Annotated in this window: 16 protein-coding genes and 1 pseudogene; 14 read left to right on the top strand and 3 right to left on the bottom strand. The window is 54.2% G+C overall.

Features of this window, described 5'->3' with window-relative positions:
• The first annotated feature begins 43 nt into the window (after window positions 1-43).
• From IQ22_RS07785 to IQ22_RS07775, 3 genes are all read left to right on the top strand, one after another.
• Window positions 44-1,348, top strand: coding sequence for an alpha/beta fold hydrolase family protein (locus IQ22_RS07785; RefSeq protein ID WP_145140520.1), 1,305 nt, complete (start codon window positions 44-46; stop codon window positions 1,346-1,348).
• Window positions 1,341-2,123, top strand: a complete 783-nt coding sequence (locus IQ22_RS07780; protein WP_425298848.1) for an MlaA family lipoprotein — start codon at window positions 1,341-1,343, stop codon at window positions 2,121-2,123. The genes IQ22_RS07785 and IQ22_RS07780 overlap by 8 nt, the downstream gene beginning before the upstream one ends.
• Window positions 2,124-2,273: 150 nt before the next feature.
• Window positions 2,274-3,131 (top strand): pirin family protein, encoded by an 858-nt coding sequence (locus IQ22_RS07775; RefSeq protein WP_145140515.1) that lies wholly within the window; start codon window positions 2,274-2,276, stop codon window positions 3,129-3,131.
• On the opposite strand, the gene IQ22_RS07770 is transcribed toward IQ22_RS07775, so the two are convergent.
• Complete coding sequence (locus IQ22_RS07770; protein ID WP_244309011.1) at window positions 3,107-4,306, bottom strand: patatin-like phospholipase family protein; 1,200 nt, start codon at window positions 4,304-4,306, stop codon at window positions 3,107-3,109. The genes IQ22_RS07775 and IQ22_RS07770 overlap by 25 nt on opposite strands.
• A 99-nt stretch (window positions 4,307-4,405) precedes the next feature.
• Window positions 4,406-5,338 (bottom strand): lipid A biosynthesis lauroyl acyltransferase, encoded by a 933-nt coding sequence (locus tag IQ22_RS07765; RefSeq protein ID WP_145140512.1) that lies wholly within the window; start codon window positions 5,336-5,338, stop codon window positions 4,406-4,408.
• Between the two features lie 124 nt (window positions 5,339-5,462).
• Here IQ22_RS07765 and minC point away from each other — a divergent pair, with 124 nt between their 5' ends.
• The 5 genes from minC to IQ22_RS07740 all read left to right on the top strand — a co-directional run bounded on the left by minC (window position 5,463) and on the right by IQ22_RS07740 (window position 9,766).
• A complete protein-coding gene (minC, locus tag IQ22_RS07760; RefSeq protein WP_145140509.1) occupies window positions 5,463-6,224 on the top strand; it encodes a septum site-determining protein MinC in 762 nt (253 codons plus the stop codon).
• 162 nt (window positions 6,225-6,386) lie between these two features.
• Entirely contained in the window at window positions 6,387-7,202 is an 816-nt protein-coding gene (gene minD / locus IQ22_RS07755) for a septum site-determining protein MinD (RefSeq protein ID WP_145140506.1), read from the top strand.
• Window positions 7,199-7,453 (top strand): cell division topological specificity factor MinE, encoded by a 255-nt coding sequence (gene minE, locus IQ22_RS07750; protein WP_145140503.1) that lies wholly within the window; start codon window positions 7,199-7,201, stop codon window positions 7,451-7,453. Before minD ends, minE begins: the two co-directional genes overlap by 4 nt.
• A gap of 55 nt (window positions 7,454-7,508) precedes the next feature.
• Window positions 7,509-8,144, top strand: coding sequence for an RluA family pseudouridine synthase (locus IQ22_RS07745; protein WP_145140501.1), 636 nt, complete (start codon window positions 7,509-7,511; stop codon window positions 8,142-8,144).
• A gap of 335 nt (window positions 8,145-8,479) precedes the next feature.
• On the top strand, window positions 8,480-9,766 hold the full coding sequence (locus IQ22_RS07740; RefSeq protein WP_145140498.1) for a M18 family aminopeptidase: 1,287 nt from the start codon (window positions 8,480-8,482) through the stop codon (window positions 9,764-9,766).
• Window positions 9,767-9,822: 56 nt separating this feature from the next.
• Here IQ22_RS07740 and IQ22_RS07735 read toward each other — a convergent pair whose 3' ends face one another.
• Window positions 9,823-10,551 (bottom strand): UTRA domain-containing protein, encoded by a 729-nt coding sequence (locus IQ22_RS07735; protein WP_145140495.1) that lies wholly within the window; start codon window positions 10,549-10,551, stop codon window positions 9,823-9,825.
• Between the two features lie 272 nt (window positions 10,552-10,823).
• Between IQ22_RS07735 and IQ22_RS07730 the strand changes: the two genes are divergently transcribed.
• From IQ22_RS07730 to IQ22_RS07705, 6 genes and pseudogenes are all read left to right on the top strand, one after another.
• Entirely contained in the window at window positions 10,824-11,885 is a 1,062-nt protein-coding gene (locus tag IQ22_RS07730; protein WP_145140492.1) for an ABC transporter substrate-binding protein, read from the top strand.
• 80 nt (window positions 11,886-11,965) lie between these two features.
• Window positions 11,966-12,277 (top strand): annotated as a pseudogene (locus IQ22_RS07725) (alkaline phosphatase family protein); the annotation flags it as partial.
• A complete protein-coding gene (locus IQ22_RS07720) occupies window positions 12,274-13,104 on the top strand; it encodes an ABC transporter permease (RefSeq protein ID WP_145140489.1) in 831 nt (276 codons plus the stop codon). The pseudogene IQ22_RS07725 and the gene IQ22_RS07720, both read left to right, overlap by 4 nt.
• Entirely contained in the window at window positions 13,091-13,873 is a 783-nt protein-coding gene (locus IQ22_RS07715; RefSeq protein ID WP_145140486.1) for an ABC transporter permease, read from the top strand. Before IQ22_RS07720 ends, IQ22_RS07715 begins: the two co-directional genes overlap by 14 nt.
• The gene (locus IQ22_RS07710; RefSeq protein ID WP_145140482.1) at window positions 13,870-14,859 is read left to right on the top strand and encodes an ABC transporter ATP-binding protein; all 990 of its coding nucleotides are present in this window, start codon (window positions 13,870-13,872) and stop codon (window positions 14,857-14,859) included. The genes IQ22_RS07715 and IQ22_RS07710 overlap by 4 nt, the downstream gene beginning before the upstream one ends.
• Window positions 14,856-15,506 (top strand): HAD family hydrolase, encoded by a 651-nt coding sequence (locus IQ22_RS07705; RefSeq protein WP_145140479.1) that lies wholly within the window; start codon window positions 14,856-14,858, stop codon window positions 15,504-15,506. Before IQ22_RS07710 ends, IQ22_RS07705 begins: the two co-directional genes overlap by 4 nt.
• Window positions 15,507-15,519: the final 13 nt, after the last annotated feature.

Genomic DNA, 15,519 nt, shown 5'->3' with positions numbered 1-15,519 from the left:
TGGTCATAATCGCTAATAAATAACCTCGCGAAAGGAAGCCTTCATGGTTACCCCGTTGCGCATCACAGCCTTTTTAGGTGCGCTTTTGCTCGGCCTCTCCAGTCGTAGCTTTGCGGTTGATATTGACGCCGCCAGCTATGGTTTCCCTCTTTCCAACCCCTTCGAGGCGACTATCGCTTCTACACCGCAGGAGCTACGACCGCTCCTGCCAACAGATTTCGAGATCAACCAGGACGACTACAGTATCAACCTGCGCCCCGAGCGTGAGTTCGAGCTCCCCGATAACTTCTGGCCGGTTAAAAAGCTACATTATCGCCTCGCCCAACAGGATCAGCCGGCGCCCTTGATGTTCATTATTGCCGGCACGGGCGCCAGCTATGCAGCCAGCTCGATGGAGTACCTCAAGCGCCTCTACTACAGCGCCGGGTACCATGTGGTCCAGCTCTCGTCGCCGACCAGTTATGACTTCATGGCAGCAGCCTCACGGCAAGCGACGCCGGGCTATACGCCCGGTGATGCAGAAGACCTGTATCGAGTCATGCAGGCTGTACGGGCACAGCATCCTAAACTACCCGTAACGAATTATCTGCTTACGGGCTATAGCCTGGGGGCACTTGAAGCCGCCTTTGTCAGCAAACTTGACGAAACGCAGCGCAGCTTCAATTTCAAGCGTGTCCTGCTCGTCAATCCACCGGTCAATCTGCTGACATCGGTTCGAAATCTTGATCGCCTGGTACAAACCCAAGTGAAAGGCGTTACTAATAACCGGACCTTTTACGAGTTGGTGCTGGCCAAGCTCTCGCGTTACTTCCAACAAAAAGGCTATATCGATATCAACGAGGCCTTGTTGTTGGACTTCCAACAATCACCACAGCGATTGAGCAATGAAGAGATGGCCATGCTCATCGGCACTTCGTTCCGCTTTTCAGCAGCTGATATTGCCTTTACCTCTGATCTGATCAACCGGCGAGGGCTGATTACCCCGCCAGGCTATCCGATCAATGAAGGCACCAGCATGTCGCGCTTCTTTGCCCGCGCCCTTTTGTGCGATTTTGATTGCTATATGTATGACCAGTTGCTGCCATTCTGGGAGCGAACTACCAAAGGTACCAGCCTGGCGGAGCTAGCTCGGCAATCGAGCCTGACGTCCATTGCCGACTATCTCAAGGAAAGCGACAAGATTGGTGTTATGCATAATGCGGATGATCTCATTCTCGGCCCTGGCGATCTTGGCTTTTTGCGCCGTACGTTTGGTAAACGCCTGACTGTCTATCCCTTAGGCGGTCACTGCGGCAACCTCAACTATCGCGTCAATGCCGACCATATGCTGGAGTTCTTCCGTGGCTAAGTGTCTATTTCTGCTTCCCCTGCTCTTCAGCGCCTGTGTGTATGCCGAAACTACTCCAGCACCTTCAACCCCCATTGATGCGGATGGATTCACCAATCCGCTATCAACACTGAGGTATAACCCAGGGCTTGACCAACGTGAATTCGAGCGCGCCTCGCTTGATGCACTCAACGTCTATGATCCCTGGGAATCCTGGAACCGTAGGGTCTACCACTTCAACTACCGGCTGGATGAGTGGGTACTGCTGCCGGTCGTCAATGGCTACCGCTACATCACGCCGCAGTTTGTGCGCAGCGGCGTCAGTAACTTTTTCAGCAACCTGGGCGACGTAGGCAATACCCTCAATAGCCTGCTGCAATTTAAAGGGAAGCGCACCCTCAACAACACCGGGCGACTATTACTGAATACCACCATCGGTGTGTTTGGATTATGGGACCCTGCGACACGCATGGGACTACCCAAACAAAGCGAAGACTTTGGACAGACTTTAGGCTTTTATGGTGTAACGGAGGGGCCCTATCTAGTCCTTCCGCTGTTTGGTCCCTCTAACCTACGTGATGCTGGCGGGTTGGCAGTCGACATGACCGCCGAAAGTCAGATCAATTTCCTGAATGTCAGCGAAGAAAGCGGTCGACATCCAGAAATTCTTCTACTTCGCGGGATTGACCTGCGCTACGTAACCAGCTTTCGTTACGGCCAGCTCAACTCACCTTTCGAGTACGAGAAAGTCCGCTACGTTTATACCAAGGCACGAGAGTTGCAAGTTAGCGAGTAATTAAAAACCGGCCTAGCGCCGGTTTTTAATGGTTACATTCATCGAAAAAACAGATAATAAAAGAGCAAAAAGCTCAACCATTCATTCATTTTTACTCTTTAACATAGGTGCTTATCGATAGATTGCTTCATGCCCTAGGGGATATGAAAAATGACCATGCATCGCACCGTATTGGACTTACACGTAGGCAGAGCCGCTTCGGATGGTGCTGGGGTACGCATGACGCGTGTCTTTGCTGGCCAAGGTATAGAACGTTTCGACCCCTTTCTGATGCTTGATCAATTCGACACGGCTAATGCTGACGACTATATCGGTGGCTTTCCTGCTCATCCGCACCGGGGCTTCGAAACGGTCACCTACATGCTTGAAGGTCGTCTGCGCCATGAGGACCATCTGGGCAACCAGGGTCTGCTGAAGCCCGGCGGCATGCAATGGATGACGGCTGCGCGTGGCATTATCCATAGTGAGATGCCTGAACAGCAGGAAGGCCTGATGCGTGGGTTCCAGCTTTGGCTTAATCTGCCCGGTAAGAGCAAAATGAGTCCGGCCAGTTACCGAGACTATGAACCGAAAGAACTTCCACGCGTCGTTACGGCTGAAGGCGTCGAAGTTGTAGTGCTGGCCGGTCGATTCAGCGATGGCGTCATCGAGCAGACCGGAGCGGTACAGCGACCCGACACGGACCCACAGCTCTACGACTTGATCCTGCCGTCAGGTAGCCATATCAGCCCCAGGGTGCCTGATGGGCATCGCGTATTGCTGTATGTCTATGAAGGCGAGGTAATGCTTGAGGGAACACAGTCGACGCCCGTGTCTGCCAACCACCTGGTACGACTATCCAATGAAGGTACCCTAACGATTACTTCCACTGAAAATGCACGCGTCTTACTGATAGCTGGAGCCCCACTGAACGAACCTATTGTTCAATATGGCCCTTTTGTAATGAACACACAGGCAGAGATCGAACAAGCGATTGGTGATTATCAAAGGGGGCAATTCGGCGGCTGACAGACTGGCTCGCCCGTACTTTCTGTAGCATTTAAAAAGGCCAGCAGCTGATCACGCTGCGCTTGAGCATCGCGCCGCCCCAGCGCGATCAGCTCGCTACAATACCCCGACTCAAACAACAGATAGCTCAAGACAGCCGAACCGCTGGCCTCGGTAGCGCCCGGCCCTCTAAGGAACAGACGCAGCGCCCGCGGCAGGGAGCGACGGTGCCGAGCCGCGATATCAGCTAATGGCTCACTGGGTGCAATGATTAGCGTCTCGATCGGTTTTACACCCAGGCGTGCGGTGCGCTCGGTAGGCGGAATCAAGCGGCTCATGAAATTGACTCGCTTGATTACTTCGGCATCGCTTTCCAGATTGTCGATAAATGTGCTGTTGAGCAAATGACCACTGATCTGTGCCAAGGTAGGCGGCTGCCCTGTCGGCAATGAATCCTCTCCCCCATTTGCTTCAGGCGCGCTGACTCCCACGATCAGAACCCGGCTCGCCCCTAAGTGCAGCGCTGGGCTGATCGGAGCAGCCTGCCGGACCGAACCGTCACCCAGGTACTCTCTACCAACCTTTACCGGAGGAAAGATGAGGGGAATCGCTGTGCTCGCCATAAGGTGCTCTACAGTCAGCCGTGTCGGAAAGCCTGCCCGTCGGTGCCGCAGCCACGGATCGATTGCCCCATGCCCTTGATAAAACGTCATCGAATGGCCTGACTCATAGCCGAATGCAGTGACTGCAATCGCCTGTAACTGGCGCGCCTTTACCGCAGCGGTGATTCCGGAAAAGTCTAGTTCGCGCGATAAAAGCTCACGTAGCGGAGCATTGTCGAGTAAGGCAGTAGGCTCGCCATGTCCACGTAAGCCCAGAAGATTCTGCCCAAGAAAACGGCTTGCCTGCCGGGTAACGCCCCACCAGTCGCTCCGATAAACCTGGTGTGTGCGAAAGTTCTGCCATACATGGGTAAGACGCTGGCAGGCCAAGCCGAACTGTAAGGCTCCGCAGGCCAACACCGTGGCGTTGATAGCCCCCGCTGATGTCCCTACGATAACCTTGAAGGGATTATGCGCACCTGGCGGTAGCAACTCGGCAACCATAGACAAAACACCGACCTGGTAAGCCGCTCGCGCCCCGCCGCCTGAAAGAATTAATCCTGTAACCGGAGCATTGTTCACATAACGGCCCACAACTGACTCCCTGGCACTACAGCAAAACGACAAGTCACTCAAATGAATATGACGAGCAGGTCTCAAACCTGAACAGGCCAGTGATCTTTTGATACTAGCCTATCGTCTCTTGGCGTACAGCTTGGGCTCTCCTACGGGACGCGTCTTGAACCGCCGATGTGCCCAAAGGTATTGCTCAGGCAATTGGCTCACCTGCCTCTCGATCCACTGATTGATTCGCAGGCAGTCGGCTTCTTCACTTTCGCCAGGAAATCCATCCAATGGCGGGTGGATTACCAACCGATACCCTGAACCATCCGCCAGACGTTCTTGGGTAAAAGGCATGACAAGCGCTCGCCCCAGGCGTGCAAACTTTGTCGTAGCCGTTACTGTCGCAGCAGGAATACCAAACAGCGGCACAAACAGGCTCTGTTTGGCACCATAATCCTGATCGGGTGCATACCAGATGGCACGCCCGGCACGCAGCACCTTGAGCATGGCGCGCACATCTTCACGTTCGATGGCTGTGGCATCCCGGTTGTGCCGCTCGCGTCCGCGCCGCTGAATGTAATCAAAGACCGGATTACCGTGCTCCCGATACATACCATCGATGGTATGACGCTGACCGAGCAATGCCGCACCAATTTCCAGCGTCGTGAAGTGCAGCGCCATCAGAATCACACCGTTACCGTCCTTTTGGGCCTGCTGCAAGTGCTCAAGCCCCTCGATATGGGCAAGACGGCGCAGACGTGCCGGCGGCCACCACCAGCTCATCGCCATTTCTAGCAAGGCGATCCCGCTGGAGGCGAAATTTTCCTTGAGTACACGTTCGCGCTCTTTGACCGTCCACTGTGGAAAGCACAGTTCAAGATTGCGCGCTGCGATGGCCCGCCGGTCTGAGGCCATACGAAGCATAACCATTCCCAACAGCCGTCCCAGAGCAAGCAACACCCTATACGGCAGCTGAATGATCAACCATAGCAAGCCCAACCCTAACCACAGTAACCAAAACCGAGGGTGGAGAAAGGCACGTCTAAAACGAGGGCGCTCCATCAAATTTCCTGGCAGTAAAACAAACGAGACATTCTACATTCCTGACCGTCAGCAAACAGCTATGCTTGCGATAGGGTTGCCATCTCGCTATAAGTCCTCGGCATCTGTCGCATTTGGTCCCATCATGAGCCAGGTTGATCTCCTCGATAACGACTCCGTCTTTCAGCTCAAGGGCAACATGCTTGCCGTGACCGTGCTGGAACTCTCCCGCAATGACCTCGCCCGCCTCGATCGCCAACTGGCGCAAAAGGTAGCGCAGGCACCCAACTTCTTTCGTGACACCCCACTTATCCTTTCGCTCGACAAACTCGAAGAAGAGGATGAGATCCTCGACTTGGGCGCCCTGCTAGACCTTTGTCGCCGTTACGGCCTGCGCACGCTGGCACTGCGTGCCAAGCGAGCCAAGGACATACGGGCCGCCAACGAATATGACCTACCGATTCTACCCCCGGCTTCCCATACGGGACGAGAGCGGGTCGTAGACTTGCGCGAGCGAGAGCCTGCCAATCCGGAGCCGGTTGTTGAAAAGCCGGCTGCGCCTGCAGCGCCGCTGATCAACGCGACCAAAGTTATTACTGCTCCTGTACGCGGCGGCATGCAATTGTATGCCCCTGGTGGCGATTTGGTGGTACTGTCACCGGTCAGCCCCGGCGCTGAATTACTCGCCGATGGCAATATTCATGTGTACGGCCCCATGAAGGGGCGCGCCTTAGCGGGTGTGAAAGGCGACACAAAAGCGAGAATTTTTTGCCAGCAGTTGACGGCCGAATTAATCTCGATTGCAGGACAATACAAAGTGGCAGAAGACCTACGCAGGCATCCTCAATGGGGTAATCCTGTACAGATCAGTCTGTCTGGAGATGTGTTGAACATCACACGTCTTTGACGGATACTGCCGCGAATTTTTTCGAAGTGGTACTGATTGACGTACCACTTCCTGACCTGAATGGCGCTTGTAGTCAGCCGAGTATTTTAGTCTTCCGGCGTCCGGTGATCCCGGCACTTCAGCGTACATTCTGTGAGCTCAATTCGATTAGGGTGAATCAGCTTGGCCAATGTACTCGTAGTCACCTCCGGTAAAGGTGGTGTCGGCAAAACTACTAGCAGCGCTGCGATCGGGACCGGTCTAGCGCTGCGTGGACACAAGACCGTCATTGTCGACTTCGACGTGGGTCTGCGTAACCTCGACCTGATCATGGGATGCGAACGCCGCGTCGTCTATGACTTCGTCAATGTCATTAACAACGAAGCAACCCTGAGCCAGGCCCTTATCAAAGACAAGCGCCTTGACAACCTCTACGTGCTGGCTGCCAGCCAGACGCGTGACAAAGACGCCCTCACTCTTGAAGGTGTCGGCAAGGTAATCGAAGAACTTAAGCAAAATTTTGAATATGTCGTCTGCGACTCGCCAGCCGGTATTGAGAAAGGCGCTCATTTGGCCATGTATTTTGCCGATGAGGCTATCATCGTAACCAACCCGGAAGTTTCTTCCGTACGTGACTCCGACCGGATGCTTGGCCTTTTGGCGAGCAAGTCACGCCGTGCCGAAAATGGTGAGGAACCGATCAAAGAGCACCTTCTGCTAACGCGCTACAACCCTGAGCGGGTAACCAAGGGCGAAATGCTAGGTGTCGAAGATGTCGAAGAGATCCTGGCTATTCGCCTGCTAGGTGTAATTCCAGAGTCCCAGGCCGTATTAAAAGCGTCCAACCAAGGGGTCCCCGTGATTCTTGACGAGCAGAGCGACGCCGGTCAGGCCTACAGCGATTCGGTTGACCGCTTACTAGGCAAAGAAATGCCGCACCGCTTCCTCGACGTCAAGAAGAAGGGCTTCCTACAGCGTCTTTTCGGGGGGAGTGAATGAGCCTTTTCGCTTTCTTTCGCGATCGGAAGAAGCAAAACAGCGCTTCGATCGCTAAAGAGCGGCTGCAAATCATAGTCGCTCACGAACGTGGACTGCACTCCCAGCCCGACTATCTGCCGCAATTGCAGAAAGACCTACTGGAAGTGATCCGTAAATACGTGCCTATCGAGCAAGACCAGATTCAGGTCGAATTGGAGAATCAGGGTAACTGCTCGATTCTGGAACTTAACATTACCCTGCCGGATCGCTGATCCTACTGGCAGTCACGACGGCGGCTCAAGCCGCCGACGGTTTTTCGAGCGTCAAATGCCTCTTTCGAACATTCGTATCCTGTATCAGGATGCCGCCCTTTTGGTGGTTGATAAACCCACCTTACTGCTATCTGTGCCAGGACGAGCCGAGGATAACCGAGACTGTCTGGTTACCCGCCTGCAGGAAAATGGTTATCCCGAAGCGCGTATTGTTCACCGCTTGGACTGGGAAACCTCCGGCGTAATGGTGTTGGCTCGCGATGCTGACAGTCATCGTGAATTATCGCGCCAGTTTCATGACCGTGAAACTGAAAAAGCCTATACCGCATTGTGCTGGGGCGAGCCGGACGCCGACAGTGGCCGTATCGAATTGCCGCTGCGTTATGACCCTCCTACCAAACCGCGACACGTGGTTGATCATGAACTAGGACGGCATGCCTTGACGTTTTGGCGTGTTCTTGAGCGACATGGCCGTTACAGTCGAGTAGAGCTGACGCCGATTACAGGGCGCTCTCATCAATTGCGGGTACATATGCTATCCATTGGTCATCCGCTCCTGGGCGACCAGCTGTATGCCCACGAACAGGCCTTAATCGCTCATGAGCGACTTTGCCTGCATGCGTGCCTGCTTGTTCTGACGCATCCCCAGACCGGTGAACGTATGCGCTTCGAAAGTACGGCACCGTTCTAAGCATGTGCAGCTCAGTTACTCAACGCCCTCGGTAAAAGGCTTATGTAGATCCGAAAGAAACGGAGCATTGAAGACCCTGGATACTGCCGCAGCGCTTGGTTCGTATGGCTCTCGCTATTGACCTTTGACTCGTCTATGGCACCGCGCTATCCCGTAAAGGGCGTACGACGTGCGTCGCGAGTATACAGAAACGGTTATATCGTAAGGCTGCAGTAAGAGAGGAAGTGGGCTCATGAGCGCTATCGGTCGTTTATCTTTGCTGTGAGTGTATAAAGCGGCATCGACTGACTCGCCCAGCACTCGATAGACTAGAGGCATATTGTAAGGAGTACCGCATGCGCGACACACTCAACCAAGGTCTGATCGATTTTCTTGCCTCATCCCCTACTCCCTTTCATGCCACGGCCAGTCTGGCTCGTCGCCTGGAGCAGTCCGGCTATCAACGGCTTGATGAGCGCGACACCTGGCATGTACGCCCCGGTGGCCGCTACTACGTCACCCGTAACGATTCGTCTTTAATCGCCTTTCGCCTGGGTGACGATCCTCTTCGGGAAGGCATGCGTCTGGTAGGCGCTCATACAGACAGTCCATGTCTACGGGTAAAGCCCAACCCTGAACTCTATAAGCAGGGGTTCATGCAACTGGGTGTAGAAGTCTATGGCGGGCTGTTGATGGCCCCCTGGTTTGACCGTGATCTGTCACTGGCAGGTCGAGTGACGTTTCGTCAGACCGGCATGCAGCACAGCCGTCTGATTGATTTCAAGAAACCCATCGCCATTATTCCCAACCTGGCCATCCACCTCAATCGTGAGGCAAACCAGGGCTGGCCAATCAATGCGCAAAACGAACTGCCGCCTATCGTAGCTCAGGTGCCTACTGGAGAACGGCGCGATTTTCGCGCCTTGCTGACCGAGCAGCTGGAAAAGGAACATGGCATCCTGGCTGAGTCGATCCTGGATTTCGAGCTGTCGTTTTATGATGTCCAGCGGGCAGCCGTGATAGGCCTGGACGATGACTTCATCGCAGGGGCCCGCCTGGATAACCTGCTGTCCTGCTATGCCGGTCTGGAAGCCCTGCTAACGGCCGAGGGCAATGAAACCTGCGTACTGGTTTGTACCGATCACGAGGAAGTTGGCTCTTGCTCGCACTGCGGCGCCGATGGTCCCTTCCTTGAACAGGTGTTACGCCGTGTACTGCCGGAAGGCGAAAATTTTACTCGAACGATTGCCCGCTCCTTGCTCATCTCGGCTGACAATGCCCATGGTGTACATCCCAATTACGCGGAGAAGCACGACGGCAATCACGGCCCGAAACTCAATGCCGGACCGGTAATCAAGATCAACAACAATCAGCGTTATGCGACGAACAGTGAAACCGGTGGTTTCTTCCGGCACCTATGCCTGGAAAACGAGATACCCGTACAAAGCTTCGTCACGCGCAGCGATATGGCTTGCGGCTCGACCATCGGCCCGATTACGGCCAGCCAGCTAGGCATTCGGACCGTCGATATCGGCTTGCCAACCTTTGCCATGCATTCCATTCGAGAGCTGGCCGGTAGCCAGGACCTAACCTATTTAGTGAAAGTGCTTAAAGCTTTTTACGCCAGCCATACCCTACCCTGAGCCGTCAGGCAGGTATTGAACCTTGTTCGTACCTGCCTTTACCCTTCTCTAAACTCCTAATCCGGCACGTCAACGCTCACGTGGATAGCATCGTGCCGCCAGAACTCCAGATCACAGTCGATTAACTGACCGCGCTGATCTCGCTTGAGCCGTGTAATGTGAAGGGCAAGACTTCCCGTTGCTACCTTAAGCGCCAGCGCAGCTTCAGCCTGCAAAGCCGTGGGTCGTATGTCAAAGCGGACCCGCCCATAGTGAATACCGTATTTTTGGGCATATAGATCAGTTAATGAATGCGTAAGGTCATTATCAAGCAGACCAGGAAAAAAGGCCGGCGTGAGATAATGTTCCACATACAGCACCAGCCGCCCATCAATACGTCGTGTCCGTCTGATCTGGTAAACCCCGGTCAGGGCTGGTAACGCCAACAATTCACATACGCTCGAGTTCGCCGGGATTAGACGTGCAGATAACAATTCGGTAGATGGAACCCGACCTTGCTCGGTAACCATGGCATGGAAATGCGAACGTACCAAAGGGTTGTAAACCACTCGCGGCGGCGACACGAACCAGCCTCGACGCTCCTCTCGATAGATCAACCCCTGTGATTCCAGCTGGCCAAGCGCCTCACGTAGCGTAATACGTGTTGTGGCGAATAACTCACTCAATTGGCGCTCTGCCGGCAATCTAGCGCTCGGCGGTAGAAGGCCTCGTACGATTTGTTCTTCTAGCGTTCGATAGATTGCTGTGACCGTTCGCGACGCATCTTCATGTACAGGTGCTCTCATGTGGACTAGTCCAGACAAATAGCAGGCAAACATCCGCCCAAACAAAGGGCTTTATTCATAGGCAGAATAAGTCCGGTTAATGACCACCGCATGACCAAAACAGGCCCTACTCCATGAGCCAGACGCTTTGGAAGTCTGCGTGACGCATCAGCTCGAACGAATAAATACCCCTTCGAAGCGGCAATTAAACCGTAATCCACGCTTGCTAGATTGGCCTGGATCCTACTGATGTAGACCAGCTTTATTTACTTACCGTATCGAAGGAGCACCAGATGAAACGCTTGCTTGCTTCACTGTTGGGCGGCGCTGTCGCGCTGAGCGGCAGCTTAGTCCTGGCTGCCGCTGACAGCCTTCAATCACTCGAACAAGCGGCCCGCCAGGAAGGCCAGGTTAATAGCGTTGGTATGCCGGACAGTTGGGCCAACTGGAAAGATACGTGGGCCGATCTGGAAAAGAAGTATGGCCTCAAGCACATGGATACTGACATGAGCTCAGCCCAGGAAATTACCAAGTTCGCGGCTGAAGGAGAAAACGCCACGGCAGATATTGGCGACGTGGGAGCCTCATTCGGGCCGATTGCCGTGCAGAAAGGCGTGACCATGCCATACAAGCCCTCCACCTGGGATCAAATCCCAGAATGGGCCAAGGACAAGGATGGTCACTGGATGCTGGCCTATACCGGAACTATCGCTTTTATCGTCAACAAGCAGTTGGTACAGGACATACCTCATAGCTGGGCTGACCTGCTTAAGGGCACGTACAAAGTCACCATCGGTGATGTCAGCTCGGCTTCCCAGGCGGTCAGCGGCGTGCTGGCGGCAACCTACGCCAATGGCGGGGATGAAAAGAATATCAAGCCGGGTTTGGACTTTTTTGGCAAGCTGGCGCAGCAAGGACGGCTATCACTTATCAACCCCGTCGTTTCTACCCTGGAAAAAGGCGAAGTGGAAGTAGGTATCGTCTGGGATTTCAACGGCCTCAACTATCGAGACCAAATTGATGACTCGCGCTTCGAAGTGCTTATTCCTTCGGATGGCTCGATTACGTCTGGCTATACCACAATCATTAATACCTATGCCAAGCACCCGAACGCTGCGAAACTGACTCGCGAATATATTCTCTCGGATGCAGGCCAGATCAACCTGGCTCGTGGCTATGCCCGCCCTATCCGCACCGATTATTTACAGCTACCAGACGATGTAAAGAGCAAGCTGTTGCCCAGCACACAATACGCCAACGCCAAGCCCATCACCGATGCAGCAGCTTGGGAGGAAACGGCCAAGCGGCTGCCGCGCCTGTGGCAGGAAAACGTGATCATGCACATGCAGCAATAACGGCACCATGAAAACGATTCTGGTTGTGCTTGATGGTCTTACCTACCAGATAGCTCACGACTGTATGGGTTTTCTGCAAGGGCTCTGTGCACGGCCTGTCCAGCAGCGCCTACCGCAATGCGGCACGTATGGCAGATGCCTATCTATCCCATTATCTATCCACCTGGCTGGCGGAGGGCTATCAGGTTCTTGTGACTGCCGACCATGGTATGAACAACGACCGCAGCCATGGTGGCCTGTTGCCGGAAGAGCGTGAGGTACCCTTATTTGTGTTTGGCGAGGCCTTTGCTCTATGCCAGGCCAAGCCTCGCCAAACCGAACTATGCGGTACGGTATGCGAACTTCTAGGAGTGCCTCATGACAAAACGGTCTGTCGGGAGCTTTTGTCATGAAAGGCAAGTGGCTGGCAGCACTGTGCACACTGCCCTTTCTGGTATTTTTCTTTGCCTTCCAAATTGCCCCCTTACTTTGGATTACGTTTAACAGCCTGAACAGCAGTCAAGGTTGGGGACTGGATAACTTTCGAGAAATTCTAGGGTCACCGTTTTACCGCCAAGCAATACGCTTCTCGTTAGAGATCTCGCTATGGTCCAGCGTGCTGGGATTGGTCATTGCGGTAATTAGCAGCTATTCGCTACACAAGGTTGACTCGACGCTCAGGGGATTTGTTACCGCCTTCACCAATATGACAAGCAATTTCGCCGGCGTCCCGCTGGCATTTGCCTTTATCATTCTGCTGGGCTTCAACGGTTGCCTGACCTTGCTGCTCAAACAGGCCGGGTTGATTCAAGACTTCAACCTGTATTCGAAGAGCGGCCTGATTCTGATTTACACCTATTTTCAGATACCACTAGGTGTTCTGCTGCTCTACCCAGCCTTCGGTGCACTGCGCGAGGAGTGGCGCGAATCTGCCGCCTTGCTGGGTGCCAATGCCTGGCACTACTGGCGGTACATTGGCTTGCCCATCCTGACACCGGCCCTGCTCGGGACTTTCATCATTTTGCTGGCTAATGCGCTGGGTGCCTACGCCACGGTCTATGCATTGACCACGGGCAATTTCAACGTTGTACCGGTGCGCATTGCCGCCCTGGTTTCCGGCGATATATTTCTTGATCCCAACATGGCCAGCGCCCTGGCTATGTTGCTGGTCGCGCTCATGGCCTTGATCACCGTCATCCACCAATGGCTGCTGCGTCGGAGCTACCATGTCCAACGCTAAGCTGTACCATCGACTAGTCGTCTGGCTACTGTTCCTGATCCTGCTATTACCTCTGGCTGCAACGCTTGTTTACTCCCTGGCTACACAGTGGTCAGCCACGATTCTTCCCAGCGGCCTAACGCTCAAATGGTACGTAGCGCTCTGGAACGATCCCCGCTTCCTTGTCGCGTTTGGCCACTCGCTTGTAGTGTGTGTGGGAGCACTGCTGCTGGCCATTTTTCTCGTACTATCGCTGCTGTTTGTTATCGCCTATCACTTCCCAAAGCTTGATGCAGTAATGAACGTACTGATCCTGCTGCCCTTTGCCGTACCGCCAGTTGTTTCCTCGGTGGGCCTGTTGCAACTTTATGCCAGTGGCCCGCTGCCGCTGATCGGTACCCCCTGGATCCTGATCGGCTGCTATTTCACGATTGCCCTGCCATTCATGTACCGCGCCATCAGTAATAACCTGCAGGCCTTGAATCTGCGCGACTTAATGGATGCTGCCCATCTGCTGGGTGCTAGTACATTTCGCGCTGCGCTGATAGTGGTATTGCCCAACCTACGCAAAGGATTGATGGTTGCTCTTTTCCTATCGTTTTCCTTTTTGATGGGCGAGTTCGTGTTTGCCAACATTCTGGTTGGAGGACGCTACGAGACTCTGCAGGTATACCTTTACAGCATGCGCAACGGCAGTGGCCATTTTACTAGCGCACTGGTCATTTCTTATTTTCTGGTCGTCCTGCTCGTCACTTGGGTGGCCAACAGCTTGAACCGGGATAAACAATGAGCTTTCTTAGTGTCGAGCGCCTGCACAAGCGCTACGGAACGGATACCATTTTCTGTGATATTGACTTTTCCGCAGAACGTGGAGAACTGGTCACATTACTGGGCCCGTCCGGATGCGGGAAGTCGACCTTGCTGCGCTGCCTGGCAGGACTAACGCCAATAAACAGTGGGCGTATTCTGCTCGATGGGCAAGATATTGCCCCGCTGCCCCCTCAGAGGCGTGGCATCGCCATGGTCTTTCAAAGCTACGCGCTTTTTCCAAACATGACTGTGAGTCAGAATGTGGCCTTCGGCCTACGCATGCAAAGGGTTGCTACCCAAGAGCTCAGGGCGCGCACGGCGGAAGTTATCGAACTGATCGAGCTGAACGGCTTCGAGGAACGTTATCCGCACCAACTTTCCGGCGGGCAATGCCAACGCGTGGCATTGGCTCGCTCTCTCGTGACCCAGCCGCGCCTATTACTGCTTGATGAACCTCTTTCCGCTCTGGATGCACGAATCCGCAAGCATTTACGCGAACAAATCCGGCGAATTCAGCAAGAGCTCAAGCTGACCACCGTGTTCGTGACGCACGACCAAGAAGAAGCCCTGACGATTTCAGATCGCATTGTCCTAATGCAAGAAGGCCGGATCGTCCAGAGCGGCGATGCGGAGACACTGTACACGGCGCCTGCCACGCTGTTCGCGGCGGGCTTCATTGGCAATTACAACATACTGAGCGCCAGCCAGGCATCAGCCATACTTGGCCGGCCGTATACCCAGCAAGTAGCGATACGCCCTGAATCAATCCATTTAAGCGTATCAACCGGGCCTCTGGCAGAAATCAAGGGACATAGTCTGCTGGGCAACGTTATCCGCTACCACGTGCAGATTAACGATGTTGAACTACTCGTAGATGTACTCAATCGCAGCTCTGCCGCCTTGCGTCCTGCAGGCAGTCAGGTCACATTGGGCTTCGATTTATCCTGTATACGAGAAGTTGCATGAGCCTGGCTATTTTCGATCTTGACGAAACCCTTATCGATGGCGACTGCTCCAGCCTCTGGTGCCAGCGTATGGCACAGCTCGGCTGGGTAGATGACGCATTCGTACAACGCGACGCCGACCTAATGACCGCCTATGCAGAAGGTCAATTGGCCATGGAAGAGTATATGGCCTTTGCACTTGAACCACTGATTGGACGCATGCCGGAAGAGCTCGAACCTGAAATCGCCGCCTATGTAGAGGAGATAATCGAACCGCTGATCTTTAGTGATGCCTGCCGTTATATGGCCAAACACCGTGCTGCCGGCGACCGTATCCTGATTATTTCGGCTTCCGGAGCGCACTTGGTTGCACCTATTGCTGAACGCCTAGGCGTACAAGAAACACTGGCTATAGACCTTGATGTGCAACATGGCGTCTATACAGGACGCACCCAGGGCATTCTGACCTATAGAGAAGGCAAGCTGACGCGCCTGCTGGAATACTTGGAGGGCGACGAAAGCAGCTTGGCTACGGCCAGCTTCTACTCGGACTCTCGCAACGATCTGACCCTGCTAGAGCGCGTCGGCCATCCCTATGCCGTGAACCCTGACCCTTATCTACGCAACCTGGCTGAACAGCGCGACTGGCCTATTCTGGCCTGGCGCTAGAACTAGCGGCCGT

The sequence above is a fragment of the Pseudomonas duriflava genome, assembly GCF_007830155.1.
Taxonomy (GTDB): Bacteria; Pseudomonadota; Gammaproteobacteria; order Pseudomonadales; family Pseudomonadaceae; genus Chryseomonas; species Chryseomonas duriflava.
Note: the sequence above shows the minus strand (reverse complement) of the source record. Positions and strands in the feature narration are given on the sequence as shown.

What these genes read in the sequence shown, in the direction of transcription:
- IQ22_RS07785 (WP_145140520.1), top strand. Translation starts at nt 44, where the DNA reads ATGGTTACCCCGTTGCGCATCACAGCCTTTTTAGGTGCGCTTTTGCTC.
- IQ22_RS07775 (WP_145140515.1), top strand. Translation starts at nt 2,274, where the DNA reads ATGACCATGCATCGCACCGTATTGGACTTACACGTAGGCAGAGCCGCT.
- IQ22_RS07765 (WP_145140512.1), bottom strand. Translation starts at nt 5,338, where the DNA reads ATGGAGCGCCCTCGTTTTAGACGTGCCTTTCTCCACCCTCGGTTTTGG.
- minC (WP_145140509.1), top strand. Translation starts at nt 5,463, where the DNA reads ATGAGCCAGGTTGATCTCCTCGATAACGACTCCGTCTTTCAGCTCAAG.
- minE (WP_145140503.1), top strand. Translation starts at nt 7,199, where the DNA reads ATGAGCCTTTTCGCTTTCTTTCGCGATCGGAAGAAGCAAAACAGCGCT.
- IQ22_RS07745 (WP_145140501.1), top strand. Translation starts at nt 7,509, where the DNA reads ATGCCTCTTTCGAACATTCGTATCCTGTATCAGGATGCCGCCCTTTTG.
- IQ22_RS07740 (WP_145140498.1), top strand. Translation starts at nt 8,480, where the DNA reads ATGCGCGACACACTCAACCAAGGTCTGATCGATTTTCTTGCCTCATCC.
- IQ22_RS07735 (WP_145140495.1), bottom strand. Translation starts at nt 10,551, where the DNA reads ATGAGAGCACCTGTACATGAAGATGCGTCGCGAACGGTCACAGCAATC.
- IQ22_RS07730 (WP_145140492.1), top strand. Translation starts at nt 10,824, where the DNA reads ATGAAACGCTTGCTTGCTTCACTGTTGGGCGGCGCTGTCGCGCTGAGC.
- IQ22_RS07720 (WP_145140489.1), top strand. Translation starts at nt 12,274, where the DNA reads ATGAAAGGCAAGTGGCTGGCAGCACTGTGCACACTGCCCTTTCTGGTA.
- IQ22_RS07715 (WP_145140486.1), top strand. Translation starts at nt 13,091, where the DNA reads ATGTCCAACGCTAAGCTGTACCATCGACTAGTCGTCTGGCTACTGTTC.
- IQ22_RS07710 (WP_145140482.1), top strand. Translation starts at nt 13,870, where the DNA reads ATGAGCTTTCTTAGTGTCGAGCGCCTGCACAAGCGCTACGGAACGGAT.
- IQ22_RS07705 (WP_145140479.1), top strand. Translation starts at nt 14,856, where the DNA reads ATGAGCCTGGCTATTTTCGATCTTGACGAAACCCTTATCGATGGCGAC.